The organism is Microvirga guangxiensis, from assembly GCF_900102135.1.
Classification (GTDB): Bacteria; Pseudomonadota; Alphaproteobacteria; order Rhizobiales; family Beijerinckiaceae; genus Microvirga; species Microvirga guangxiensis.
This window is the reverse complement of sequence record NZ_FMVJ01000012.1, coordinates 49895-73941: the sequence shown is the minus strand read 5'-3', so window position 1 is coordinate 73941 and position 24047 is coordinate 49895. Positions and strand designations below refer to the sequence as shown.

General features: G+C 62.5%; 24 protein-coding genes. 16 read left to right on the top strand and 8 right to left on the bottom strand.

Annotated elements, in window-relative coordinates; translation table 11 throughout:
- Nucleotides 1–89 precede the first annotated feature (89 nt).
- From mscL to BLP10_RS18180, 4 genes are all read left to right on the top strand, one after another.
- Entirely contained in the window at nucleotides 90–524 is a 435-nt protein-coding gene (gene mscL, locus BLP10_RS18195; RefSeq protein ID WP_091137825.1) for a large conductance mechanosensitive channel protein MscL, read from the top strand.
- A 118-nt stretch (nucleotides 525–642) separates the two neighbouring features.
- Complete coding sequence (locus BLP10_RS18190; RefSeq protein WP_091137823.1) at nucleotides 643–1845, top strand: pyridoxal phosphate-dependent aminotransferase; 1203 nt, start codon at nucleotides 643–645, stop codon at nucleotides 1843–1845.
- A gap of 98 nt (nucleotides 1846–1943) precedes the next feature.
- Nucleotides 1944–3011, top strand: coding sequence for an AbrB family transcriptional regulator (locus BLP10_RS18185; RefSeq protein WP_244510664.1), 1068 nt, complete (start codon nucleotides 1944–1946; stop codon nucleotides 3009–3011).
- A 3-nt stretch (nucleotides 3012–3014) separates the two neighbouring features.
- Entirely contained in the window at nucleotides 3015–3815 is an 801-nt protein-coding gene (locus BLP10_RS18180) for a hypothetical protein (protein WP_091137820.1), read from the top strand.
- A 3-nt stretch (nucleotides 3816–3818) separates the two neighbouring features.
- Here the strand turns inward: BLP10_RS18180 and BLP10_RS18175 are convergent, their stop codons facing one another.
- Nucleotides 3819–4706 carry a MurR/RpiR family transcriptional regulator gene (locus BLP10_RS18175; RefSeq protein ID WP_244510662.1) on the bottom strand — a complete coding sequence of 296 codons (888 nt, stop codon included), beginning with the start codon at nucleotides 4704–4706 and terminating at the stop codon, nucleotides 3819–3821.
- A 125-nt stretch (nucleotides 4707–4831) separates the two neighbouring features.
- Here BLP10_RS18175 and BLP10_RS18170 point away from each other — a divergent pair, with 125 nt between their 5' ends.
- The 6 genes from BLP10_RS18170 (at nucleotide 4832) to BLP10_RS18145 (ending at nucleotide 11985) form a co-directional block, all read left to right on the top strand.
- Complete coding sequence (locus BLP10_RS18170) at nucleotides 4832–5620, top strand: N-formylglutamate amidohydrolase (protein WP_091137817.1); 789 nt, start codon at nucleotides 4832–4834, stop codon at nucleotides 5618–5620.
- A 172-nt stretch (nucleotides 5621–5792) separates the two neighbouring features.
- Nucleotides 5793–7328: an amino acid permease gene (locus tag BLP10_RS18165; RefSeq protein WP_091137815.1), complete on the top strand. Its 1536-nt coding sequence runs from the start codon at nucleotides 5793–5795 to the stop codon at nucleotides 7326–7328.
- Nucleotides 7329–7389: 61 nt separating this feature from the next.
- Nucleotides 7390–8760: a glutamine synthetase family protein gene (locus BLP10_RS18160; protein ID WP_091137812.1), complete on the top strand. Its 1371-nt coding sequence runs from the start codon at nucleotides 7390–7392 to the stop codon at nucleotides 8758–8760.
- 217 nt (nucleotides 8761–8977) lie between these two features.
- Entirely contained in the window at nucleotides 8978–10369 is a 1392-nt protein-coding gene (locus BLP10_RS18155) for an aldehyde dehydrogenase family protein (protein WP_091137809.1), read from the top strand.
- Between the two features lie 11 nt (nucleotides 10370–10380).
- Nucleotides 10381–11544 (top strand): iron-containing alcohol dehydrogenase, encoded by a 1164-nt coding sequence (locus tag BLP10_RS18150; RefSeq protein ID WP_091137806.1) that lies wholly within the window; start codon nucleotides 10381–10383, stop codon nucleotides 11542–11544.
- A gap of 93 nt (nucleotides 11545–11637) precedes the next feature.
- Nucleotides 11638–11985 (top strand): cupin domain-containing protein, encoded by a 348-nt coding sequence (locus BLP10_RS18145; RefSeq protein ID WP_091137804.1) that lies wholly within the window; start codon nucleotides 11638–11640, stop codon nucleotides 11983–11985.
- 58 nt (nucleotides 11986–12043) lie between these two features.
- On the opposite strand, the gene BLP10_RS18140 is transcribed toward BLP10_RS18145, so the two are convergent.
- Nucleotides 12044–12646, bottom strand: coding sequence for an NADPH-dependent FMN reductase (locus BLP10_RS18140; RefSeq protein WP_091137802.1), 603 nt, complete (start codon nucleotides 12644–12646; stop codon nucleotides 12044–12046).
- A gap of 103 nt (nucleotides 12647–12749) precedes the next feature.
- Between BLP10_RS18140 and BLP10_RS18135 the strand changes: the two genes are divergently transcribed.
- Nucleotides 12750–13154 (top strand): winged helix-turn-helix transcriptional regulator, encoded by a 405-nt coding sequence (locus BLP10_RS18135; RefSeq protein ID WP_091137800.1) that lies wholly within the window; start codon nucleotides 12750–12752, stop codon nucleotides 13152–13154.
- Here BLP10_RS18135 and aac(3) read toward each other — a convergent pair.
- Together aac(3) and BLP10_RS18125 are read right to left on the bottom strand one after the other, a co-directional pair.
- On the bottom strand, nucleotides 13151–13966 hold the full coding sequence (aac(3), locus tag BLP10_RS18130) for an aminoglycoside 3-N-acetyltransferase (RefSeq protein WP_091137796.1): 816 nt from the start codon (nucleotides 13964–13966) through the stop codon (nucleotides 13151–13153). The genes BLP10_RS18135 and aac(3) overlap by 4 nt on opposite strands.
- 72 nt (nucleotides 13967–14038) lie before the next feature.
- The gene (locus BLP10_RS18125; RefSeq protein WP_091137794.1) at nucleotides 14039–14698 is read right to left on the bottom strand and encodes an HAD family hydrolase; all 660 of its coding nucleotides are present in this window, start codon (nucleotides 14696–14698) and stop codon (nucleotides 14039–14041) included.
- A gap of 178 nt (nucleotides 14699–14876) precedes the next feature.
- Here BLP10_RS18125 and BLP10_RS18120 point away from each other — a divergent pair, with 178 nt between their 5' ends.
- Nucleotides 14877–15638 (top strand): potassium channel family protein, encoded by a 762-nt coding sequence (locus tag BLP10_RS18120; protein ID WP_091137960.1) that lies wholly within the window; start codon nucleotides 14877–14879, stop codon nucleotides 15636–15638.
- Nucleotides 15639–15641: 3 nt separating this feature from the next.
- Here BLP10_RS18120 and BLP10_RS18115 read toward each other — a convergent pair whose 3' ends face one another.
- The 4 genes from BLP10_RS18115 to BLP10_RS18100 form a co-directional block, all read right to left on the bottom strand.
- Nucleotides 15642–16748 (bottom strand): ABC transporter ATP-binding protein, encoded by a 1107-nt coding sequence (locus BLP10_RS18115; protein WP_091137957.1) that lies wholly within the window; start codon nucleotides 16746–16748, stop codon nucleotides 15642–15644.
- Nucleotides 16749–16753: 5 nt separating this feature from the next.
- On the bottom strand, nucleotides 16754–18943 hold the full coding sequence (locus BLP10_RS18110) for an ABC transporter permease (protein WP_091137791.1): 2190 nt from the start codon (nucleotides 18941–18943) through the stop codon (nucleotides 16754–16756).
- A 118-nt stretch (nucleotides 18944–19061) separates the two neighbouring features.
- The gene (locus BLP10_RS18105; RefSeq protein WP_091137955.1) at nucleotides 19062–20075 is read right to left on the bottom strand and encodes an ABC transporter substrate-binding protein; all 1014 of its coding nucleotides are present in this window, start codon (nucleotides 20073–20075) and stop codon (nucleotides 19062–19064) included.
- A gap of 156 nt (nucleotides 20076–20231) precedes the next feature.
- Nucleotides 20232–21026 carry an inositol monophosphatase family protein gene (locus BLP10_RS18100; protein ID WP_091137785.1) on the bottom strand — a complete coding sequence of 265 codons (795 nt, stop codon included), beginning with the start codon at nucleotides 21024–21026 and terminating at the stop codon, nucleotides 20232–20234.
- A gap of 191 nt (nucleotides 21027–21217) precedes the next feature.
- Between BLP10_RS18100 and BLP10_RS18095 the strand changes: the two genes are divergently transcribed.
- The 4 genes from BLP10_RS18095 (at nucleotide 21218) to BLP10_RS18080 (ending at nucleotide 24000) form a co-directional block, all read left to right on the top strand.
- On the top strand, nucleotides 21218–21643 hold the full coding sequence (locus BLP10_RS18095; RefSeq protein WP_091137782.1) for an NUDIX hydrolase: 426 nt from the start codon (nucleotides 21218–21220) through the stop codon (nucleotides 21641–21643).
- 140 nt (nucleotides 21644–21783) lie between these two features.
- Nucleotides 21784–22956: a zinc-dependent alcohol dehydrogenase gene (locus BLP10_RS18090; protein WP_091137780.1), complete on the top strand. Its 1173-nt coding sequence runs from the start codon at nucleotides 21784–21786 to the stop codon at nucleotides 22954–22956.
- Between the two features lie 12 nt (nucleotides 22957–22968).
- Nucleotides 22969–23544, top strand: coding sequence for a cyclase dehydrase (locus BLP10_RS18085; RefSeq protein ID WP_091137778.1), 576 nt, complete (start codon nucleotides 22969–22971; stop codon nucleotides 23542–23544).
- A 6-nt stretch (nucleotides 23545–23550) separates the two neighbouring features.
- Nucleotides 23551–24000 carry a DUF488 domain-containing protein gene (locus BLP10_RS18080; protein WP_091137776.1) on the top strand — a complete coding sequence of 150 codons (450 nt, stop codon included), beginning with the start codon at nucleotides 23551–23553 and terminating at the stop codon, nucleotides 23998–24000.
- Nucleotides 24001–24047 lie beyond the last annotated feature (47 nt).

The following is a 24047-nucleotide window of genomic DNA, read 5'->3' as shown; positions in this document are numbered from 1 at the left end:
CGCAGGATTTCCTCCCTTCCAGAAAGGCTTGACGGCGTCTCTCCGAGGAGCACCTTTAACTTGGCGGCAAGCTCAAGGAGGGTCCGGCCATGTGGAATGAGTTCAAGCAATTCGCCTTAAGGGGCAACGTGGTGGATCTTGCCATCGGCATCATCATCGGTGCCGCCTTTGGCCGGATCGTGGACTCCCTCGTCGGGGACGTCTTCATGCCGATCATCGGGGCGATCACGGGCGGCCTCGATTTCTCGAACTATTTCACGGCTCTTTCAGGCAATGTCACCGCAGGGTCCCTGGAAGAGGCGAAGAAGCAGGGCGCGGTTCTCGGCTGGGGCAACTTCATTACGGTCGCCATCAACTTCATCATCATCGCGTGGATCCTGTTCCTTCTCGTCAAGGGGATGAACCGTCTCCGCAGGGCGGAGGATGCCAAGACGGGCACTGCCGACAAGCCGGCGGAAATTCCCGCAGACGTGAAGCTTCTCACCGAGATCCGCGATCTTCTGAAAACCGGCCGGACCACCTGATCCATCACCGGTTTCGATCGGACTCTTCGCTTCTTGTCATGAGTGCTGCTCAAAGGCTTGCCTTCGGCGGGTGGACAGGTCATCCCTGTTCGCCTGCTTCCAAAGGACTTGGCCCCAGATGAACGCATCCGTCTCGATTCCCTCGACATTCTCCTTGCGCCCGGAAGCGGAGCAGGCGCCCACCAGCGGCATCGTGGATGTGTTCTCCTATGGCAGGGATAAGCCCGGCATTATTCCGCTCTGGGTCGGCGAGGGCGATCTGCCGACGCCGGCTTTCATCAGCGATGCGGCAGCGCGCTCGCTGAAGGACGGCGAGACCTTCTACACCTATCAGCGCGGCATTCCGGAGCTGCGCCAGGCCATCGCGCGCTATCACGAGAACGTCTATCGCAAGCCCTTCGATTCCGAGCGCTTCTTCGTCACGTCGGGCGGCATGCCCGCGATGCAGCTCGCATTCCGCATGCTGTGCGGCAATGGCGATGAGGTGCTGATCCCGACACCCGCATGGCCGAACTTCGCCGGGGCCATCACTATCTCCGGTGCGCGACCCGTCGCCGTCCCCATGAATATCGACAAGAGAGGCTGGCATCTCGATTTCGAACGCCTCGAAAAATCCATCACGCCGCGCACCCGCGTCGTCGTCCTGAACTCGCCCTCCAATCCCACTGGCTGGACTGCGAGCCACGACGATCTTCGCGCCGTTCTCGACATGGCCCGCAGGCACGGCCTCTGGATCGTGGCAGACGAGATCTACAGCCGCTTCGTTCACGATCCGGCGCTTACCGATGAAGGCCGCGCGCCCTCGTTCCGCGATGTGATGGAGCCGGAGGACCGCATCCTCTTCATCCAGACATTCTCGAAGAACTGGGCGATGACCGGCTGGCGTCTCGGCTGGCTCGAGGCGCCGACCGAGCTGGGGCAGGTCATCGAAAACCTCGTTCAGTATCAGACCTCCGGCACGCCCACGTTCATCCAGCGCGCGGGCGTTGCGGCGCTGGAGCAGGGCGAGGAGTTCCTCGCGACGCAGATCGCCAAGGCCAAGCGCGGCCGCGAGATCGTCGGGCAGCTTGCGGAAACCGGCCTCGTGGAACTGCCGCCGCCGAGCGGAGCATTCTACGCCTTCCTGAAGATCAAGGGCGCGACGAGTTCCAAGGACATCGCCTTCCGCCTCATCGACGAGGCGAATGTGGGGCTTGCTCCCGGCAATGCCTTCGGCGACGCAGGCGAGGGGTATCTGCGGCTCTGCTACCTGCGCAAGGAACAGGATCTGGAAGAAGCGGTGCAGCGCATCGGCGCGGCATTGCCGAAGCTCGTGGCGTGATGCTGGCCCGGATGCAGCGTCCTTCCCGCTGCATACCCTCCCGGCAATTCCGTCGGTTGACCGTCATCCCCACGGCGTCCATTGAGTGAGCAGGGCCCATGAAGGGCTCTGTTTCATATCCCACGATGCATCTTGTTGTTGCCAACCTCGCCCAGATCCTGATTGCCGCTCTCGGAGGCCTGCTGTTCTACTGGCTGGGCGTTCCGGCCGCCTGGCTGTCCGGTTCCGCCATCGCAGCCACCGTGTGGGGGCTGTCGGGGCATGCCGTTCACATGCCGCGCGCCCTCTCCGACGCTGCGATGCTGATCTCCGGCGCAGCCATGGGCGCGGCCATGACGCCTGCGGCCATCGCGGCCATCGCCCGGTATCCCGGAAGCCTCATGCTGCTGGTGATCGGCGTCATTGTCATCTCGCTGGCGTCGACGCTCTGGCTCACGCGTATTTCAGGCTGGCGCAAAGCCGATGCGGTGCTGGCCTCCGTTCCCGGTGCGCTCTCCACGGTGCTCGCGGTTGCCGCCGACCGCAAGGCGGACGTGCCTTCTGTCGCCATCGTGCAGAATCTGCGCCTCTTCGTGCTCATCGCGCTGCTGCCGAGCATCGTTGTCGCAACCGGCGGAGGCGAGGGCGATCCGAATGCGCTGATCGGCCAGGGGATGCCGATCGAGAGCCCCGGCAGCATGGCCTTGGTCCTCTTCGGCGGTCTCGCGCTGGGTCTCGTGTTCAAGCGGCTGAGGGTGGCCGCGCCCATTCTGCTCGGTGCAACCATCGTCAGCGCCGTCAGCCACGGCACCGAACTCGTCACCGGCGTCATCCCGCCTGTGATCGCCACCGGAGGCCTCGTGCTGATCGGCCTTTTCATCGCCGAGCGCTTCCGCGACATTCAGCGTTCCACCTTGCGGCGCGCGCTCGTGGCCGCCCTCGGTTCCTTCACCATCGGCATGGGAATTGCGGTCATCTTCGCAATTCTTGCGGCATGGGTCGCCGATGTGAGCTTCGCCAACAGCCTCGTCGCCTTCGCGCCCGGAGGCCTGGAGGCCATGACCGTGCTCGCGCTCGTTCTCGGTCTCGACCCGCTCTATGTCGGCATCCACCACCTCGTGCGTTTCCTGGGGATCGGACTCGTGCTGCCGTTCCTGATCGGCTGGCTGCAGAGATCGCGGGCGTGATCCGTGGCTTCCTTGATTGACCCGTTCCTGATCGGCCTTGCGGTCAAAATGCTCGCGACTGCGGCTGTCGTCGTGACGGCCTCTCTCATCGTCGAACGCATGGGGCCTTTTATCGGGGCGATGGTTGCCACGCTGCCCATCTCCGCAGGGCCGGCCTACATTTTCCTGGCGATGGAGCACGGCTCCGACTTCATCGAAAAAGCCAGCATCGTCAGCCTCGCGATGAATGCCGCGCTCGCCGTTTTCATTCTGGTTTATGCCTTGGTGGCGCAAAAGCAGGGCGTTCTTCTCAGTCTTGCCTGCGCTTTGCTGATCTGGTTCTCCATTGCTTGGCTACTGACCAATCTTCAATGGGGACTGCGCGAAGCCGTTGCCCTGAATGTGGTGAGCTATTCCGCATGCATTGTCATCGCGCGCAAATTCCTGATGCAGCAGGGTCTCAAGGGAAAAGTTTTTACCGTGCGATGGTGGGACATTCCCTTGAGAGCGATTGGCGTCATGAGCCTGGTCGGAATCGTCGTTCTTCTCGGGCGCACCCTCGGGCCGACAGCAGCGGGCATCAGTGCTACGGCTCCAGTCGTCATGACGAGCCTCGCTCTCATTCTGCATCCGCGCATCGGCGGACCGGCGGCGGCTCTGGTGCTTGCAAATGGTCTGATCGGATTGGTAGGGATGGGATTCGCCTTGCTCGCCCTCTATGCCGCCGTTCCCACTTTGGGCACTGCGCTCGCACTCCTCTTGGCGCTTGTGATCTGCGTGCTGTGGAACGCAAGCCTTGTTCTGCTACGCCATAGAGCAGGCTGATCGTCACGGCTTCTCGTTGCGCAGCCGCTCCACCGCCTCCATGCGCGGCTTTGCGGTTTCCCACAGACGCTTCGTCACGGCGGCGACGAGGGATTCGGTGATGAGCAGGAGGCCGGTGGAGGAATCCCAGTTCGACGGCGCCACGATATGCGCGGGCAGCACGTGGCGGGCAACGCGGGCGATCGGCGACAGCCAGGGATCGGTGAGCAGAACGATGGTCGCGCCCTGTTTCGCGGCCGTTTCGCACAGCGCCGTCACATCCTGCTGATAACGGCGGATGTCGAAGGCGACGATCACGTCCTTCTTGCCGATCTCGATCATCCGGTCGCGCCAGAGAGCAGGCTGGCCTTCGATGAAATCCACCCCGCTGCGCACGATGCGGAAATGGCTCTCCGCATAGCGCGCCAGCGCGCCCGTGAAGCGTCCGCCGGTGAAATGGATGTTGCGGCGCGGATCGCTCAGCAGCGCCACCACCGCATCGAATTCGGCGGGCGCGATGTTCTCCACCGTCGCCCTCAAATTTCCGATCACGGCTTCCGCGAAGGAGGCGAGAGCCGGGGCGCCCTGGCCCTTGTCCATTGGGCTGGCCTTGGCGAGAGGAGGGAGGAGCTGCGCCTCCAGCTCCCCGCGCAGGTGTCTCTGGAAATCCGGAAAGCCGCTGAAGCCCAGACGGGTCACGAAGCGCAGGACCGAGGGGGCGGAAATCCCCGCGCGGGATGCGAATTCCGCCACCGTATCGAGCCCCGCAAACGGATAATGGCTCAGGAGCAGGTGGGCGGCCCGCTTCTCGCTGGGGGTGAAGGAATCCATCTCCAGGCGGATTCTCTCGGCCAAGCTCGGCGGATCGACAGGGGGAACGGCCTTCGTCTTTTTCATGATGGAATGTTTCATCCCCCCTCCTTGACGACGTCACCAAGGTGTACCAAAAATTTCACATAAGAAAAATCTGTAAGAAACGTACCAACCGTTCAAAACCGAGGGCGACAGTCTGCAGCCGCAGGCGAACGGAGGACCGCATGGTGCATGCGAGTCGGATGGCGACCGGTCAGAACCCTGCTGCGCAGGCGGCAGAGCCGGTTGCTCTCGTGGAAAATCCCCAGGGGCGCTCGCCCATCCTTCTCATTTGCGAACATGCCTCCCGCTACCTGCCGGACCGTTACGGCACGCTCGGCCTCAACCCTGAGCAGCTCGAAAGCCATATCGCATGGGACCCCGGAGCGCTCGGCGTCGCCAAGGAGCTTTCGCGGCTCCTCGACGCGCCGCTGGTACATGCGACGGTTTCGCGTCTCGTTCTCGATCTCAACCGAGACCCTTCCGCGCCCGATTCCATCTGGACCCTGAGCGAGCGCACCAGCATTCCCGGCAATCTCAACCTCGATCGGGACGAGCGCGCCCATCGCGTGCGCGAGGTCTACGAGGCGTTTCATGGCGCCGTCGACGCCCTCATCGAGCCTCGCGTGCGAGCAGGGCAGACGCGCAGTGTCGTCTCCATTCATTCGTTCACGCCGGTTTACCGGGATGAGGCCCGTCCCTGGCATATCGGCCTCATCCATGACCAGGACGCGCGCTTCGCGCTGAGCGTCGAAGCGGGATTGCGCAAGGACCCGGAACTCGTCGTGGGCATGAACGAACCCTATTCGCCAGCGGACCGGGTGTTCCACACCCTCGAGCGCCACGCCGTACAGCGGGGACTTGCGCCGCTGATGATCGAAATCCGCAATGACTTGATCCGCACACAAGACGGACAGGCATCGTGGGCACAACGTCTCGCGCCGCTTTTGAGGGAGGGGGCGCAGGGGTTGTAACGAATGCCATGACGCATGACGCGCCGTGGTTCGCGTATCGTACGGAAAAGTGGCTACGGTTTTCCGATCCGAACGATGCGCTTCTGATGGATGAGCATCGGATCATTCCTGAAAGTGGTGTCCACTTTTGGGGCCGATGCTTGAGGACAGACTATTCGTGGAGGAAGAGTCGATGTCAGTCGGACAAGGAAATCCCGGGGTTCATGCCCCGCCGGCCGAGGTGCAGGGTCACTCCGGCGTCACCTACACCACCGTGGATGAAAGCTATTTCGAAGCCCGTCGCCTCAAGCGCCATGCGCGCGTGTGGTCGCTCTGGGCGCTCGGCGTAGGCGCGGTGATCTCGGGCCATTACTCGGGCTGGAACTTAGGGCTGGCCAACGGCTTCGGCTCCATGTTCTTCGCCGCGATCATCATCGCCGTGATGTATCTGGGCCTCACCTTCTCCATCGCGGAGATGTCGCCGGCCCTGCCGCATACGGGCGGCGCCTATTCCTTCGCGCGCACCTCCATGGGGCCGTGGGCGGGATACATCACCGGCATCGCGGAGAACATCGAGTTCGTTCTCACTCCAGCGGTGATCGTGTTCTTCATCAGCTCCTATCTGTCGGCGATCTTCGGCACCGCGCCGGAATTCCAGCCGGTCTATTGGGTGCTCTGTTACGCATTGTTCGTGGGGCTCAACATCGTCGGCGTGGAACTCTCGTTCAAGGTCACCGTCACCGTGACGGTGCTGGCGCTGGCCTGCCTCGCGGTATTCTACGTCTCGGTTCTGCTCTCAGGCCAGTTCGACTTCAATCGCTGGGCGCTGAATATCGGGCCTGACGGCGCGGAATTGCCGAATGGCGGCGGTCCGTTCCTGCCCATGGGCATTTCAGGCATCTTCGCCACCATGCCCTTCGCCGTGTGGCTCTTCCTCGCCATCGAGCAATTGCCCCTGGCCGCCGAGGAAACGCACGATCCCCAGCAGGACATGCCGAAGGGCATCATCGCCGGCATTCTCACCCTGATCGTCTCGGCCTTCTGCGTGGTGTTCCTGAATTCAGGCATCGCGCCGGGCGCGTTCGGCATCGCGAAATCCGGTGAACCGCTTCTCGACGGGTTCCGCACCCTTTTCGGTTCGGACATCGCGAAGATCCTCGCCGCGGTCGCCGTGATCGGCCTCATCGCTTCGTTCCACACGATCATCTTCGCGTTCGGACGGCAGATCTACTCGCTCTCGCGAGCAGGCTACTTCCCGTCCTTCCTGTCGGTGACGCATGGCACGCGCAAGTCGCCGCACATCGCGCTCATCACCGGCGCGCTGATCGGCCTCACCGTCATGCTGATCATCTGGTTCGTTCGCGGATCGGAGGCGGGCGCCACCGTCATCGGCGGCACGCTGCTCAACATGGCGGTTGCAGGCGCGATGCTGGCCTACTTCATGCAGGGCATGTCCTACATCATGCTCAAGAAGAAGTTCCCGCATCTGGCGCGGCCCTACAAGAGCCCCTTCGGCAGCGCGGGCGCGGCGATCTGCATGATCATCGCAGCGATCACCCTGTACTTCCAGTTCACGGATCCCGTGTTCCGGACGGCGGTGTTCGGCGTGGCGATCTACTATGCCGTCATGATGGCCTACTTCCTGCTCATCGGCCGCCACAAGCTGATCCTCTCGCCGGAGGAGGAGTTCGCCGTGTCGAAGGGCGAGTCCGAATACAAGTCCTACTGACGATCATCGGGGAGCGCGCATCCGGCGCGCTCCCTTTCCATTCCTCGTTGGGGTTTCGAGCATGACCGCTCCCACAATCAAGAACGCTGCCGACGCTATCGAATATGTACGCAGCCGCGACCTGCCTTTCGTGAAGATCGGCCTGACCGATGTCGACGGCATCATGCGCGGCAAGTACATGGCCCGCGACAAGTTCGAGTCCGCTCTCGAGAAGGGCTTCGGCTTCTGCGACGTGGTGCTGGGCTGGGATTCCAACGATCAGCTTTACGACAACACCACGCTCACCGGCTGGCACACGGCTTATCCCGATGCGACGGCGCGCGTGATTCCCGAGAGCATGCGTCTCGTTCCCTTTGAGAACGACTTGCCCTTCTTCCTTGCCGAATTCGAGGGCTATGCGGAAGCCGCCTGTCCGCGCGGCGTGCTGCGGCGTGTGCTGAAGAAGGCGGAGGACATGGGCTTTGCCGTGTCTGCTGCGGCAGAGTTCGAGTTCTTCGTCTTCGAGGAGACGCCGCATTCCGTGCGCGAGAAGGATTACAAGAACCTCAAGAACCTCACGCCGGGTTTCTTCGGCTATTCGGTGCTGCGCTCCGGCGTGCATGCGGATTTCTATCACGAGCTGCTCGACCTCGCGAACAAGATGGATTTCGAGATCGAGGGCCTTCATACGGAAACCGGCCCCGGCGTTCTGGAAGCCGCGATCCGTGTGGACGATGCGTTGAGGGCCGCCGACAAGGCCGCTCTCTTCAAGACCTACACCAAGATCCTCGCGCAGAAGCGCGGCTGGATGGCGACCTTCATGGCCAAATGGTCTCAGGACTGGCCGGGCCAGTCCGGCCACCTGCATACATCGCTGCGCCATCTCAACACCGGTCAGGGCGCCTTCTACGACGCACAGGCCAAGCACACCATGTCGGACATCATGCGGTGGTTCGTGGGCGGCCAGCAGCAGCTGATGCCCGAGATCCTCGCCATGGTGGCCTGCACGGTGAACAGCTACACGCGCCTCATCCCGGGCTTCTGGGCGCCTACCGATTCCGCGTGGGGTGTCGAGAACCGCACCACGGCGCTTCGCGTCATTCCGGGTTCGGAGAGGTCGCAGCGCGTGGAATATCGCGTGGCCGCCGCCGACATCAATCCGTATATCGCGCTCGCCGCCGCCATCGGCTCCGGCCTCTGGGGCATCGAGAACCGGATCGATCCGGGCGAGCCCATTCAGGGCAATGCCTATGCGGTGGAGCACCCGAAGGAACGCGCCCTGCCGCGCTCATTGGGTGAAGCCGCCGAGCGGCTCAAAGGGTCCAAGGCGGCGCGCCAGCTCTTCGGCGACACCTTCATCGAGCATTACGCGGCAACCCGCGAATGGGAGGAGCGGGAGGCCCGCAAGGCCATCACCGACTGGCAGCTCGCCCGCTACTTCGAAATCATCTAAAAGATTCGTAGGACCTGAAGGTTACAGCGCTCTCTTCCCTCCCCCTTGCGGGGAGGGATTGAGGGTGGGGGTCGTAAAGTCAGAGCGCTTCGTTTCGTGATGAATGCACGAGACTTTTACAGCACTTTGCTCGTTTGACCTCTCACCCAGCTGCACCACCCCCACCCCTAACCCCTCCCCGCAAGGGGGAGGGGACATTGCTGAAGGAGACGGCCTTATGGCCGATACCGATATCGTCCTTATTTCCCCCATCGACGGGCGCGAGCTCGTTCGTCGTCCCATCATGTCCGAGACCGCCATCGACGCGGCGGTGAAGGCGGCGCGCGAGGCGCAAGTTGCATGGCGCAACGTGCCGATTCAGGAGCGTGCCGCGAAGGTCTCGGCCTTCCTCGATGCCCTGCTCGCCATGAACCAGGAAGTGGTGCCCGAGATCGCCCAGATGATGGGCCGCCCCGTGCGCTATGGCGGCGAGTTCCGCGGCGTGGAGGAACGCGCGCGCTACATGATCGGCATTGCCGAAAAGAGCCTGCAGAACATTCCCGCCGACGACGAGAAGCCGGGCTTCCGCCGCATGATCAAGCGCGAGCCGGTGGGGCTCGTTCTCGTCATCGCGCCATGGAATTATCCCTATCTCACGGCGATCAACACCATCGTGCCCGCGCTTATGGCAGGCAATGCGGTGCTGCTGAAGCACGCTTCGCAGACGCTGCTCGCGGGCGAACGTTTTCAGATGGCGATGGATCGCGCGGGCATGCCGAAGGGCCTGTTCCAGAACATGCATCTCTCGCACGATCAGACGAGCCGCATCCTCGGCGCGGGTCTCGTCGATCACTGCAACTTCACCGGCTCCGTCGGCGGAGGCCGCGCCATCGAGCGCGCTGCTGCCGGCTCCTTCACCTCGCTCGGCCTCGAACTCGGCGGCAAGGATCCGGCCTATGTGCGGGAAGACGCCAATATCGACCACGCCATCGAGAACCTGGTGGACGGCGCGTTCTTCAACTCGGGCCAGTGCTGCTGCGGCATCGAGCGCATTTATGTGCACGAGAAGCACTATGACCGTTTCGTGGAAGGCGCGGCCGATCTCGTGAACCAATATGTGCTCGGAAACCCGCTCGAAGAGATGACCACCCTCGGGCCCATGGCGCATAAGCGTTTCGCCGATCTCGTCCGCCAGCAGAATGCGGAAGCTGTCGCGAAGGGCGCGAAGGCGCATATCGACGCGAAGAACTTCGCGGCGGACGTGGGCAACACCGCCTATCTCGCGCCGCAGGTGCTCACCAACGTGGATCACTCCATGAGCGTGATGCGCGAGGAGAGCTTCGGCCCCACCGTCGGCATCATGAAGGTGAAGGGCGACGAGGAAGCAATCCGCCTCATGAACGACTCGCCCTACGGCCTATCTGCCGCCATCTGGACCTCCGATATCGACGCGGCGGAAGCCATCGGAGAAAAACTGGAAACAGGCACCGTCTTCATGAACCGGTGCGATTATCTCGATCCCGCGCTCGCCTGGACCGGCGTGAAGGATACGGGCCGCGGCGCGAGCCTGTCGCGTCTCGCCTACGAGTCGCTCACCCGTCCGAAATCCTACCACCTCCGTCAGATCTGATAGAAACCATCATGACCACGTCTCCCCGCTCCAACTGGAACTATCCTACCGCCGTGCGCTTCGGTGCTGGTCGCATCTCCGAACTCGCCGAGGCCTGCAAGTCCGTTGGCATGCAGGCTCCGCTCATCGTGACGGATCCGTTCCTTGCGACTCAAGCCATGACGAAGGCGGCGCTCGACCAGCTGATCTCCGCTGGGTTGAAGGCTGCGATCTTCTCCGACATCAAGCCGAACCCGGTCGAGACGAACGTCTACAAGGGCCTCGAAGTCTTACGCGCCGGAAAGCACGACGGCGTCGTCGCCTTCGGCGGCGGTTCTGCCCTCGATGCGGGCAAGGTCATCGCCTTCATGGCGGGCCAGACGCGCCCCATGTGGGATTTCGAGGATATCGGCGATTGGTGGACCCGCGCGGATCCCAAGGGCATCCAGCCGATCGTCGCTGTGCCGACCACGGCGGGAACGGGCTCCGAAGTGGGGCGCGCAGGCGTCATCACGCAGGAAGCCACGCACACCAAGAAGGTGATCTTCCACCCGCTCATGATGCCGAAGATCGTGATCTGCGATCCGGAGCTGACGGTGGGCATGCCGCCGCACATCACGGCGGGAACGGGCCTCGATGCGCTCGCTCACTGCATCGAAGCCTATTGCGCGCCGGGCTATCACCCGATGGCCGACGGCATCGCGGTGGAAGGCATCCGCCTCGTGAAGGAATACCTGCCGCGCGCTTATAAGGACGGCAAGGACATCGAAGCGCGCGCGCAGCTGATGTCGGCCGCCGCCATGGGCGCCACCGCGTTCCAGAAAGGTCTTGGTGCGATCCACGCGCTCTCGCATCCGACCGGCGCACTCTACGACACCCATCATGGTCTGACCAATGCGGTCTTCATGCCGTATGTGCTGGTCTATAACCGCAAGGCCATCGAGCAGCGGATCGAGCGGCTCGCCGCCTATATCGGCCTCGAGCCGTCTTTCCAGGCTTTCCTCGATTGGGTGCTGCAGCTCCGCAAGGATCTCGGCGTGCCGCATACGCTGGAAGGTCTGAAGGTGGATGCCGCCCGCTTCGACGAGATGTCCGAGATGGCGCCGAACGATCCTACTGCCGGCGGCAATCCGGTTCCGATCACCAAGGAGAGCGCCCGCAAGCTCTTCGAGGATGCGCTGGCCGGGCGGCTTTGATATATTTCCCAGGCATGTGCCTGAGGATTTCGGAATGGCGGCGCATCAGCACATGATGCGCCGTTTTCCATGGGCCTGCATGGAGAAAACACGATGGCGGCAGATTCAAGGAGCGATATTCAGGTAGCGCTCGCTCAGGCGGCAGCGCGCCTTTCCGCTGACAATCCGTTCAATGTAGTCTTCGATCGTGGAGATGAAATCTCGATTGAACTCTATGCGCCCGTTGGAACAGACAAGCAGCAGCCGCACGAGCGCGACGAGCTCTACATCATCGCCTCCGGCCATGGCACGTTCAGCCGCGGCAAGGAGCTTGTGACCTTCGAGGCCGGCGATCTTCTCTATGTTCCGGCCTATGTCCCGCATCGCTTCGAAACCTTCTCGGAAGACTTCAAGACGTGGGTGATTTTTTACGGGCCTAAGCGGGAGCGGATTGCCACATAAAGCAAAAGGCATCGCCGCTCGTCGCAGCGATGCCTTTTGAATGGAATGTGTCCAGGTCTTAAGCAGCCTCGGCCTTGCGCTCCAGCGAGGCCTTGTGCTTGGCGCGGGTGCTCTTCAGCGCCTCGGCCCACACGTGCAGCTCGTCCAGCATGGCCGCGGCAGAGGTCTTGTAGATGTCGGGAGCATTGAGCTTTCCGTTCTCCAGGTGCTGGAACACCATCGGCATCGGCACGCCTTCCGTAATCGGCATGACTTTGAAGGTGGTGAGGATCTGCTTCGTCACCTGTACGGCCCGCAAGCCGCCCGAGACGCCGCCATAGCTCACGAAGCCGGCAGGCGTATATTGCCACTCGGACACAAGATAGTTGAGCGCATTCAGCAGGGACGGGGGCGGACCGAAATTGTATTCGGGCGTCACGAACACGAAGGCATCGGCCTCGGCGACGCTCTCGCTCCAAGCCTTGGTGTGAGCATGATGGTAGTTGCGCAGGCGCGGATGCTCAGGCTCATTGAAGATAGGCAGGTTGAAATCGGCCAGGTCCACAAGGACGGGGTCGAACTTGCCATGCTTGGCGGCAAAGTCGTTGAACCAGTGCGCGATGCCGGGGCCGATGCGGCCCGGGCGGGTGCTGGCAACGATCGTGTGAAGCTTGAGCGTCATGAAGACTCCTGAATTTGCAAAGCAAGGGAGCTATCCTTAAGTTCCCTTTTGTAACCGAGGCTCATTAAGTAACTTCTCGAGGATCGCGCAAGGAGGCACTTTCATGTCACCCAGTCACATTCATGTGCCTACCAATTGTCACACGGTTACGGAAATCCTTTCCCGCGTCGGTGACAAGTGGAGTGTGCAAGTCGTCGTGCGGCTTGGCGAAGGTCCCAAGAGATTCAACGAGTTGCGCCGCACGGTCGAGGGCGTTTCGCAGCGCATGCTGACCCTGACCCTGCGCGGTTTGGAGCGTGACGGCCTCGTTACGCGCACCGTCTATCCCACTATTCCGCCAAGGGTGGAGTACCAGCTCACAGAGCTGGGTTGCAGCCTGCTCAAGACTGTCAGGGCCCTGGGCGCCTGGGCCATCGAGAATCGGGATGAGATCCTGGAAGCGCGGCGGCGCTTCGACAATGCGGCTGAAACTGCCGATTCCCTTCAGAGCCGATCCGACGCGGCTTAAGGATCTGCGTTGCGCTCCATCCAACCGACGGCAAAGGCGCATATGGAGGCGGCATCGACCAGTACCGAAGGAGCCGAGCCCACGAGATCCTGACTTCCCTGACCGCTTGTGAGGAATTCGCCGACGATGACGGCGAAATAGTCATCCGCGAAACCCGACACCACCGGATCGGAGGTGTTGAATTCCTCTACCATCCGCCAATGCACACCACCGGGCGCTGCAAAGGGCACTTCGTAGCGGCGAATGCGCTTGTTCGGGATCCGGGTGAGATGTTCGGCATGGTGAAGCAGCGTCATCGTATCGAGCGGCGCACCGACCATCAGTACCTTGCCACCGGCCTTGACCAGCTTGGCAAAAGGCGAGCCTTCGCCATAGCCGTAATCGAGCGGATGGTTCGCGGTCAGCCAATCCGCCTGCGCACCGATCGCTGCGACTGAAGCACCCGGATTGCCGCTGCGCCGGGCGCCGGGGGTGGTGCGAATGAATTCGGCGAGGATGCCATGGTCACGAATGGCGCGGGATGAAGCCGCGTCGAAGGGCGGAATGTGATCGCGCCATTCCGGAGGAACACGCCCCTCCTCATCGAGCAACTCATCATAGCGAGCGTCCCAATCCACATAGGCCATCAGGGTCCCGTTCGGACCGACGGCATCCAGAAGCGCGCCAATCAGGGCATCGGGGCCGTTGAGCAGAGGGCCGACACGACGCATGGCCGCATGCACCATCACCATGTCGCCGGGCCGGACGCCAAGGCGCTTCAGGTCATCGTACAGGGATGCCCGCGAGTGGAACGGGCGTTCGGTCGCCTTCATTCCGTCAGGGTCGTCGGTGTAAGCCGGAGTGTCAACGATCCGCCGGTTCGGGTCCGGCGGATCGAAGCCGCGTCAGGCGGCGCTTTTCTGCTTCAGCAGGTTCCACAGGCCGCTATCGCGGAAGTCGGCGAGCGTGGCATCGGCGCCTACGGCCAGCATTTCCTCGGCTTTGAGGCCTGTCAGCACGCCGAAGGAGTAAATCCCCGCACCCTTGGCCGCCTTCATGCCGGAAGGAGAATCCTCGAAGGCGATGGCTTCCTCTGCCCGCACGCCGAGGCGCTCCAGGGCCGTGAGATAGGGCAGGGGATCCGGCTTGCCGCGGGCTACCTGATCAATGGTGATCTGCACCGGAAAACGCTCCGTGATGCCCAGCACATCCAGCATATGCTCTGCATTGAGACGGGGCGCATTGGTGACGAGCGCGATCTTGATGCCCTGTGCTTCCGCCCAATCGAGCAGGTCGATCAGGCCGTCCAGAGGATTCAGGTCGAGCGCCAGACGGCGGAAAGCAGCCTCCTTCTCGTCGGCAAAAGCCACATGCTCGTCCACGCTGCGATGGGGCAGGAGGCTGGCGAAGATGGTCTCGTTGGTGCGGCCGATGATCGTGGACCGATAGACCTCATCGTCGATCGTCACCCCTTCAGGGCTCAGCACTTCGATGAAGGCCTTCATGTGGACGGGGTCGCTGTGCACCAGGGTGCCGTCCATGTCGAAAATCAAAGCCTTGAGCATTCGTCCGTCTCTTCAAGTATAGGGCTGCCATGGGGTAAGCGATTTTTGGGCAAAAAGCACCCTGTTGGAATTGCAGGGCTGCCTTCTAGATATTGGAGGGGATCCTACTTCAGAAAGCACCGCTTTACTCATGCTAGACGCCTCTTCCCGCCAAGCTGGGGGCTTCTCCCGCTGGCCCATGGTCGAGAAGCTCCGGTTTCTCTATGAGAGCGATGCTCCCGAGGCCCATCGTTTCCGTTACGGCCTTCTTCTTTTCGATATCGCCACGATCCTCTTCATCGTGGTTACGTCGTTCCTGCCGCGCTACGGGGCTCTTGAATGGGTCGACGTGGTGATCGGCCTCGCGGTTCTGGCGGATTTTCTGGCCCGCATCGCCATCAGCCGGAACCGGTTGCGGGACCTCGCGCATCCGGTCACGTTCGCCGATATCGCCGCCATCGTGTCGTTTCTCGCGCCCGTGGTCGGCGAGGGTATCGGCTTCCTGCGCATCCTGCGCACGGTGCGGCTCCTGCGAACCTATCAGCTCCTGGCGCGGCTGCGGGCAGACAGCGTGTTCTTCCGTCGCAACGAAGAGCTGATCATCGCGACCGTCAATCTCGGCGTCTTCATCTTCATCATGACCGGCTTCGTTTATGAGACGCAGCGTTGGACCAATGAGAAAATCGGCAATTACGTGGACGCGCTCTACTTCACGATTGCGGCGCTCACTACGACAGGGTTTGGCGACATCACGCTCACAGGCACCTTGGGGCACCTGATTTCCGTCATCATCATGATTTTCGGCGTGACCCTCTTCTTGCGCCTCGTGCAGGTTCTGCTGCGGCCCAACAAGGTGCGTTATCCCTGTCCTGTCTGCGGGTTGCAGAGGCATGACAGGGACGCAATCCATTGCAAGGCATGCGGAACGATCCTCAACATTCCAGATGAGGGCGCAGTCTAGGGATCAAGCTCCCGGAATGATCGCGATGCCGCGCTGGGTGGCGAAAGAAACCGAGATCGGCGTGCCCGGAGCAATCGGATCCTTACGGCCATATTGGACCACGAACAGCTCCCCGATAGGGCTCTCGACCTCGTACTCCACTTGTGTGCCTAGGTAGGACGCCTTCTTCACCGTGCCCATGAGCTTGCCAGAGGCCGCCGAGCCCTCATCCAGCGCAATCGCATCGGGCCTCACAGCGAGCTTCACGGGGCCTCGGCCCACGCCGCGACGGGGAAGTTGAATGTCTACGCCCCCGATACGAACATTCGCCACCGCTCCCCCTTCATCCAGCACTTCGCCGGAGATGATGTTGGCATCGCCGATGAAGTCGGCGACGAACAGGTCCGCCGGTTCCTCATAAAGCTCGCGCGGGGTTCCGGTCTGGGCGATGCGCGCGTTGGACATCACGATGATGTGGTCGGAAACGGCGAGCGCCTCCTCCTGATCGTGCGTCACGTAGGCCACGGTGAGATTGAGGCTCTGCTGCAGCTCGCGGATGTCCTCGCGCACGCGGCGGCGCAGCTTGGCGTCGAGGTTGGAGAGGGGCTCGTCGAATAGCAGCACCTGCGGTTCCAGAACGAGTGCGCGGGCCACGGCAACGCGTTGCTGCTGGCCGCCGGAAAGCTCGGACGGGGAGCGCTTCTCGAGACCCTTGAGGCCGATGATCTCGAGCTTCTCCATCGCCATCTCGTTGGCGTCCTTCTTCGAGATGCCCTGCACGGTCGGCCCGTATGCCACGTTCTCCAGAACCGACATGTGCGGGAACAGCGCGTAGGACTGGAAGACCATGCTCACATCGCGGTCGGCGGCGGAGAGGTTGGTCACGTCGCGGCCGCCGATCAGGATCTGGCCTTCGCTTGCCATTTCGAGGCCGGCGATCATGCGAAGCGTCGTGGTCTTGCCGCAGCCCGAGGGGCCCAGCAGCGTCACGAGCTGGCCGGGCTCGATGGTGAAGGACACGCTGTCCACGGCCGTGACGTTGCCGTACCGCTTCGTCACGTTGCGAAATTCGACCGATGCCGCCTGCTTCTTGGACACCGGGGAGCGGGACAGGGAGCTGAGTGAAGTCATCTGGTTCATGGAATGGCTGGAGCGGCAACGGGGTTGGCTGAAGTGCTGGCGGAGCGGCGCCCGAGGCGCCGCTCGCCGACGGCAAGCTGGATCGCGAGGATCGCAATCAGCATGACGACGATGAGCACGGTGGAATAGGCGATCGCGAGGCCGAACTCGCCGGCTTCGACGCGGCCGACGATGTAGGTCGTCGCCATGTTGTATTCGGCAGTGACCAGGAAGATCACGGCGCTGACGGCGGTCATGGCACGCACGAAGGAATAGACGAGCGAGGCGACGATGGCCGGGCGCAGCAGGGGGAGCACCACGCGGCGCATGGTGGTGGCCGAGCGGGCGCCGAGGGTGAGCGAGGCTTCGTCGAGGCTCTTGTCGATCTGGCTCAGGGTTGCGATGCCGGAGCGCACGCCCACGGGCATGTTGCGGAACACGAAGCACATCACGAGCACGAAGCCCGTGCCGGTGATTTCGATCGGCGGCACGTTGAAGGCGAGGATGTAGGACACGCCCACGACGGTTCCGGGGATCGCGAAGCTCAGAAGCGTGCCGAACTCGAACGAGCGCTGGCCGGAGAACCGCTGGCGGGTGAGAAGATAGGCCGTCAGCAGGCCGATGGCCGCGGTCAGCGGTGCGGAAATGCCCGCGACTTTGATCGTCGCGAAGAAGGAGTCCCATGCCGAACCGGAGAAGAAGAAACCGCGCTCGGTCGCTTCGACGCGGAAGGCGGTGAGGAAGTGTTCCAGCGTCGGCGTGTAGTCACGGCCCATGGAGCGCACGAAGGCGCCGACCAGAATGATCGCGTAAACGCCAACCGTGAACAATGCCCACGGAATGGCGGTGAAATACGAGGCCAGCGCCACACGGCGGGGCAGGGGCAGCGGAATGCCCGCATCGCCCTTGCCCGTCACCGTCGTGTACACCTTCTTGCCGAGCCACGCATGCTGCAGCCAGAACGCACCAAGCGTGAAGGCGAGCAGGATGATCGAGAGTACCGCCGCTCGTCCCTGATCCTGCTGCGCCCCGACGACGGCGAAGAAGATCTTGGTGGAGAGCACCTCGAAATTGCCGCCGAGAACGAGCGGGTTGCCGAAATCCGCGAGGCTCTCGACGAAGCCGAGGAGGAAGGCGTTCGCGAGACCCGGACGCATCAGCGGCAGTGTCACGGTGAGAAAGGTCGTCCAGCTCTTGGCGCGGAGGGTTTGGGAGGCTTCCTCCAGCGTCGGGCTGATGCCCTGCACCACACCGATGAGCACGAGGAAGGCGATGGGCGTGAAGGCGAGAAGCTGCGCGATGAAGATGCCGGGCAGGCCATAGATCCAGCGCGAACGCGGAATGCCGAACCACTCCCACAACACTGAGGAGAGGGCGCCGGAGCGACCGAAGATCAGGATCAGTGCCAGGCCGATCACGAACGGAGGCGTGATGATGGGCAGAACGCTCATCACGCGAAGCAGCTTTTTGTAACGGAACGCCGTGCGGGTTGCGATGAGCGCGAAGGCGAGGCCGAGCGCGGTCGTGCCGAAGGCGACGAGCACGCCGAGGAACAGGGTGTTCCAGGCCACGCCGCAACGCAGGTCGCTCGTCAGGCAGTCGAGGCCCCAGATCGACCGGTCCATGAACTTGGTCACGAACTCGAGGGGAGCGAAATCGCCGTTGTTGTCGGCGAAGGCGCTCGCGAGGATAGTCGAAACGGGGAAGAAGACGAAAACGATGATGAGGGCGACGACGATGCCGATCGAGGATGTCACGAAGGCATCGCCTCGGCACCAGCCGCGCGCGGCCAGCCCATGGCACAGGACGATGAGGAAGGCGATGGAGGTCAGTGCCGCGCCATAACCCATGCCGCCCTGGCTTGGCCCATTGTCGCCGCTGATCACCTTCAGAATATCGAGGTTCCAGCCGTTCAACCCGATGGTGAAGCCCTGGAGGACGATGAGCGCAAGTCCCGTAAGGCCGGAGGCGATCAGCCAAGTGCTGTTGTCCGGGCGCGACGGAAGGGCCGCAGGCCGCAGGCTCATCAGGAGAGGCACGAGAACGGGCAGAAGCCACCAGGCGCCTTTCAGGCCATGAACGAGAGCCGATCCGCCGATGATGTAGTCGGTGAGGGTCGGAACGGCTGTGCGGTCGAAACCGTACCAGGGCAGGAGGGCAAAGCCGACCCAGCCCAGAACGATCCAGCCAAGGGTTGCCCGTGACATGTCTGTTCTCGCGTAAACGTCGATGCGGGACGCCAGAAGATCCCGCTTTCAAACCAGATTTTCAGAAAAATACAGACCGGCGGAAGCCGCAGCCTCCGCCGGTCCGGTTCAGTCAAACCTATTTCGGCAGGTTCTTGACCTCGTTGTCCCACTTGGACAGGAGGCGCTTGCGCTCTTCCGACGAGCCGTACTTGGCGAAATCGAAGTTGATCAGCTTGATGTCCGTCATCTTCGGAGCCTGTGGCGGGATCGGCGTGCTCTTGTTGGACGGCACCTGATAGGACTTGGCCTCGGCGCCGAGTTTCTGGGCATCGGCCGACAGAGCCCAATCATAGAACTTCTGCGCGCTTTCCATGTTCTTCGCGCCCTTGATAATCGACATGGAACCGATCTCGTAGCCCGTGCCTTCGCAAGGCGCGACAACCTTCACAGGCGCCTTGTCCACGACCATCGTGACGATGTCGTGCATGAAGGCGATGCCGGCGGTGGTCTCACCCTGGGCCATGGCCTTGGCGGGAGCAGCGCCCGACTTGGTGTACTGGTTGACGTTCTTGTGGAGCGCCTTGAGATATTCGAAGCCCTTGTCCTCGCCCATGATCTGGACGATGGAGGCGAGCAGCGTATAGGCCGTGCCGGAAGAGTTCGGATCGGCGACCTGCACTTCGTCCTTCAACTCGGGCTTGAGCAGGTCGGCCCAGCACTTCAGCTCGCCGGCATTGTTCGATTTGGCGAGCTCCGTGTTGTAGCCGAAGCCGAGCGCGCCGGAATAGATGCCGACGGTGCGCTTCTTGGACTGCTCCCACTGGCGCACGGCCCAATCCTGCAATTCGCTCATCCTCGGCGAGGTGTATTCCACCGTCAGGCCTTCTTCGGCGGCCTGCATGTGGGGGTCGCCCGTGCCGCCCCACCAGATGTCGGCGCGCGGATTGGCCGCCTCGGCCTTCACCTGGGCAAAGACTTCGCCCGCGCTCTTGCGGGTCATGGATACCTTGATGCCCGTCTCACGTTCGAAGGCCGTGACCATGGCGCGGCACCATTCTTCCTGCACGCCGCAATACATCACGAGCGCGCCCTGCGCCTGTGCCGCTCCGGCGGACAGGAAGGACAGCGCGGTCATGGAGCCCGCCAGCATCGTGGCAGCAACGAGATTCTTCTTCAGCTTCACAGTTTTCCTCCCATAGAGTTGTCATATTGTTTTTGTTGGTCGGCTAAGCTCCCCTCAATGACGCGCCTGGTCAAGAGCCCTGCCGACAATGTGAAAATGAATCTTTAGAATAATACCCTCACGTCAGGGTTCCTTCGCGATTCCGGTGGCCGCCATGAGGTTAGGGGCCAATTCCGGCGTGCAGGCGAGAACGGGATTCCCGTTGCGCAAGCCGTCCTTGGCGAGGAAGTTGTTGGTCCAGCCGCCAGCCTCCTCGATGATGAGAAGCCCCGCCAGGACATCCCAGGAATTGATGTGAAGCTCGCAATAGGCGTCGATCCGCCCATCGGCCACATAGGCGAGGCCCAATGTGCCGGAGCCTGCCCGGCGCACGTTCGCGCCGCTCGTCTTCAGTTGCTCCACGGCCTTGATGTAGGGCTCCGGCGGCAGGCGCGAGGACCAGCCGGCCTCGACTGTCGCCTGACGCATGTCGGACAGCCCGCTCACCTTGATCGGCTCGCCGTTGAGGGTGGCGCCGCGCCCGCGCTGCGCACTGTAGAGCTCGGCCTGCATCACATTATAGACGACGCCGATTTCGGTTCTGCCGTCGCGCACGAAAGCGATCGAGATGGCGAAATGCGGGATGCCGCGGGCGAAGTTCGCGGTCCCGTCGATGGGATCCACCACCCAGACGTCGCGCTCGAAGGAGCCTCCGCCTTCCTCACCGAAGAACGAGTCCTCGGGGAAGAGCTCGCCAAGACGACGGCGGATCAGTTCTTCCACCTCGGCATCGGTCGCGGTGAGGAAATCCTGAGGGCCTTTGAAGTCCGGGCGCTGGGAGCGGGGACGCTCCAGAAAGCGCTTGCGCGCCAGCACTCCTGCCTCGCGCGCGATGGCGCAGGCGGCGGCAAATCTCATGTCCAGGCTATGGGTCGTCATGGCGTTCGGGCGTTCCTCAGGATCAAACAGGCTGCTGGCTTGTTGTCAGGCATTCATGAAGGATCGGCAGAATACGGGTTGGCGCGCTCCACGAAAGGAGATGTCCCCAAGTCCCGTAAAATTGATCCTTTATTAGCCGGCTCAGATCACCTACGTTACAAGTTAACCGCGTTAAATCATACTCTCGTCGAATGCCCCGGACGCCAAAAGAAGAACTCAGCCAAGTCGCAGCGCTCCCTTTCCGCATCAAGAACGGCAAGCTCGAGGTGCTCCTCGTCACATCCCGCGAAACCAGGCGCTGGCTGATCCCGAAGGGCTGGCCGATGAAAGGCAAGAAGCCGCACAAGGCTGCAGCCCAGGAGGCGGAGGAAGAAGCCGGTGTGAAGGGCGAGATCAAGCAGGAGCCTCTGGGCCACTACGATTATTGGAAGCGCCGCGCCGCGCATTTCGATCTCTGCCGGGTCAACGTGTATCCCCTGGAAGTGTCCAAGCAGCTCAAGTCCTGGCGGGAGAAGGGGCAGCGCGAGGCGCAGTGGTTCGAAGTCGAGGAGGCGGCTCACCAGGTGCTCGAGCCTGCCCTTGCAGAGCTTATCCGCAGCCTGCCGCAGCACGTGTGACGCGTCCTTTCTTTTGAGGTAGCGCCCGGAAAATTGCGCGCCTCAGGGAACACAAAAGCTCCCCCGGAAGTCTTTTCCCATATCGGAGCGGCCATGCAGTGCAGCTTGGCCGTTTTCATGCATGTTGGAAGGAGATTTCGATGAAGGCGCTTGTTTGGCACGGCACCACGGATATTCGCTGCGACTCCGTTCCCGATCCGCAGATCGAGCACCCCCGCGATGCGATCATCAAGGTGACGAGCTGTGCTATCTGCGGCTCCGATCTCCATCTCTACGATCACTTCATGCCCGGCATGAAGAGCGGCGACATCATGGGCCACGAGACCATGGGCGAAGTGGTCGAGGTCGGCTCTGAAACCAAGGGCAAGCTGAAGGTCGGCGACCGCGTCGTCATCCCCTTCACCATCATCTGCGGCGAGTGCGACCAGTGCAAGCGCGGCAACTTCTCCGTCTGCGAGCGCACCAACCGCAACGGCCATATCGCGGCAAAAGCCTTCGGTCATGCGACGGCTGGCCTCTTCGGCTACACGCACCTCACCGGCGGCTATGCGGGCGGGCAGGCGGAATACCTGCGTGTTCCCTTCGCCGATGCCACGCATATCAAGGTGCCGGATGGCATTCCGGACGAGAAGCTGCTGTTCCTGAGCGACATTTTCCCGACGGGCTGGCAGGCCGCCGTGCAATGCGACATCCAGCCGGATGATACGGTTGCGATCTGGGGCGCGGGACCTGTGGGCCAGATGGCGATCCGCAGCGCCATTCTTCTCGGCGCCAAGCAGGTGGTCGCCATCGATCGCATTCCGGAGCGCCTCGCCATGGCGGAAGCCGGCGGCGCGATCACCATCAACTTCGATGAAGAGAGCGTCATCGAGCGCCTGAACGAGCTGACCAACGGCAAGGGCCCGGAGAAGTGCATCGACTCCGTCGGCATGGAGGCGCATGCGGCCGGCACGGTCGACGCCATGTATGACCGCGTGAAGCAGGCGACGATGATGGAAACGGATCGTCCGCACGTGCTGCGCGAGATGGCCTATGTCTGCCGTCCGGCGGGAACGCTTTCCGTTCCAGGCGTCTATGGCGGCTTGCTCGACAAGATTCCGTTCGGCGCGATCATGAACAAGGGCCTCACGATCCGCACCGGTCAGACGCACGTGAACCGCTGGACCGACGATCTCCTGCGCCGCATCGAGGAAGGGCAAATCGATCCGTCCTTCGTGATCACGCATACGGTCGGCCTCGAGGAAGGGCCGGAGATGTACAAGATTTTCCGCGACAAGCAGGACGGCTGCGTCAAGGTCGTTCTCAAACCCTGAAGGTGAGATGTTATGCGCTACGAAACCGAAAGAACGCGACGTCGGGGTCATGCCGACACCGCGACGGATACTCTCGCCCGCGGCCTCGGCATCTTCTCGATCGCGCTCGGGATCATGGAAGTTGCCGCTCCCCGCACTCTTGCGCGTGCCCTCGGCATGAAAGGGCAGGAGGGGCTGATTGCAGGCTACGGCCTGCGTGAGATCGCAACGGGCATCGGCATTCTCGCATCAAAAGATCCCACGCCCTGGATCTGGGGACGCGTGGCGGGCGATGCGCTCGATCTCGCGACCCTTGCCACGGCTCTCGAAGGCAAGAACCCGAAAAAGGAGAATGTCGGTATCGCCATGGCGGCGGTTGCGGGCGTAACGGCGCTCGATGTCTATTGTGCGCAGACGCTGAGCCGCGAGAGCCCGCATCCGCTGCCGCCGATGCAGGATTACTCGGATCGCACGGGCTTCCCCCGCGGCGTCGAGCAGTCACGCGGCGCGGCGAGCGATTTCGAAGTTCCGCGGGACTTCCGCGCGCCGGAGGCCATGAGGCCCTATACGCAGCCCGACTTGCCGCAGCGCCCGATGCCTTCCATGTAGGATTGCATGGCAAAGCCGCAGGTTTTTACGATTGGCTACGAGGGAGCGGACGTCGACCGCTTCCTCACCACCTTGAAGGACGCGGGCGTTGAGGCGCTCGCGGATGTGCGCGCGGTCGCGCTCTCCCGCAAGCGCGGCTTCTCCAAATCTGCCCTTCGCGATGCTCTCGCCCACCAGGGCATCGGCTACGAGCATTTCATCAAGCTCGGGACCCCGAAGGAGGGCCGCCAGGCCGCGCGGGCCGGCGACGGCGAATTGATGCGCCGGATCTACTGCGATGAGGTTCTGGCCACGGAAGAGGCGCAGGAGGCGTTCCGAAACCTGGAAGCGCTGGCCTCCTCGAAGCCGATCTGCCTCCTCTGCTTCGAGCGCGACCCCGCCAATTGCCACCGGCGCGTGCTGGCGCAACGGCTTGAGGGGATGGGGTTCGAGGCAGTGGATTTGATGGTTCTCTGAAATCCTCAGCCTTGCAGCCTATCCTTCCGATGATAGTAGAGACTGAT

Coding starts and splice junctions, on each gene's coding strand:
- mscL (WP_091137825.1), top strand. CDS start 90: ATGTGGAATGAGTTCAAGCAATTCGCCTTAAGGGGCAACGTGGTGGAT.
- BLP10_RS18190 (WP_091137823.1), top strand. CDS start 643: ATGAACGCATCCGTCTCGATTCCCTCGACATTCTCCTTGCGCCCGGAA.
- BLP10_RS18185 (WP_244510664.1), top strand. CDS start 1,944: ATGAAGGGCTCTGTTTCATATCCCACGATGCATCTTGTTGTTGCCAAC.
- BLP10_RS18175 (WP_244510662.1), bottom strand. CDS start 4,706: ATGAAACATTCCATCATGAAAAAGACGAAGGCCGTTCCCCCTGTCGAT.
- BLP10_RS18170 (WP_091137817.1), top strand. CDS start 4,832: ATGGTGCATGCGAGTCGGATGGCGACCGGTCAGAACCCTGCTGCGCAG.
- BLP10_RS18165 (WP_091137815.1), top strand. CDS start 5,793: ATGTCAGTCGGACAAGGAAATCCCGGGGTTCATGCCCCGCCGGCCGAG.
- BLP10_RS18160 (WP_091137812.1), top strand. CDS start 7,390: ATGACCGCTCCCACAATCAAGAACGCTGCCGACGCTATCGAATATGTA.
- BLP10_RS18155 (WP_091137809.1), top strand. CDS start 8,978: ATGGCCGATACCGATATCGTCCTTATTTCCCCCATCGACGGGCGCGAG.
- BLP10_RS18150 (WP_091137806.1), top strand. CDS start 10,381: ATGACCACGTCTCCCCGCTCCAACTGGAACTATCCTACCGCCGTGCGC.
- BLP10_RS18145 (WP_091137804.1), top strand. CDS start 11,638: ATGGCGGCAGATTCAAGGAGCGATATTCAGGTAGCGCTCGCTCAGGCG.
- BLP10_RS18140 (WP_091137802.1), bottom strand. CDS start 12,646: ATGACGCTCAAGCTTCACACGATCGTTGCCAGCACCCGCCCGGGCCGC.
- BLP10_RS18135 (WP_091137800.1), top strand. CDS start 12,750: ATGTCACCCAGTCACATTCATGTGCCTACCAATTGTCACACGGTTACG.
- BLP10_RS18125 (WP_091137794.1), bottom strand. CDS start 14,698: ATGCTCAAGGCTTTGATTTTCGACATGGACGGCACCCTGGTGCACAGC.
- BLP10_RS18120 (WP_091137960.1), top strand. CDS start 14,877: ATGGTCGAGAAGCTCCGGTTTCTCTATGAGAGCGATGCTCCCGAGGCC.
- BLP10_RS18115 (WP_091137957.1), bottom strand. CDS start 16,748: ATGACTTCACTCAGCTCCCTGTCCCGCTCCCCGGTGTCCAAGAAGCAG.
- BLP10_RS18110 (WP_091137791.1), bottom strand. CDS start 18,943: ATGTCACGGGCAACCCTTGGCTGGATCGTTCTGGGCTGGGTCGGCTTT.
- BLP10_RS18105 (WP_091137955.1), bottom strand. CDS start 20,075: ATGCTGGCGGGCTCCATGACCGCGCTGTCCTTCCTGTCCGCCGGAGCG.
- BLP10_RS18100 (WP_091137785.1), bottom strand. CDS start 21,026: ATGACGACCCATAGCCTGGACATGAGATTTGCCGCCGCCTGCGCCATC.
- BLP10_RS18095 (WP_091137782.1), top strand. CDS start 21,218: ATGCCCCGGACGCCAAAAGAAGAACTCAGCCAAGTCGCAGCGCTCCCT.
- BLP10_RS18090 (WP_091137780.1), top strand. CDS start 21,784: ATGAAGGCGCTTGTTTGGCACGGCACCACGGATATTCGCTGCGACTCC.
- BLP10_RS18085 (WP_091137778.1), top strand. CDS start 22,969: ATGCGCTACGAAACCGAAAGAACGCGACGTCGGGGTCATGCCGACACC.
- BLP10_RS18080 (WP_091137776.1), top strand. CDS start 23,551: ATGGCAAAGCCGCAGGTTTTTACGATTGGCTACGAGGGAGCGGACGTC.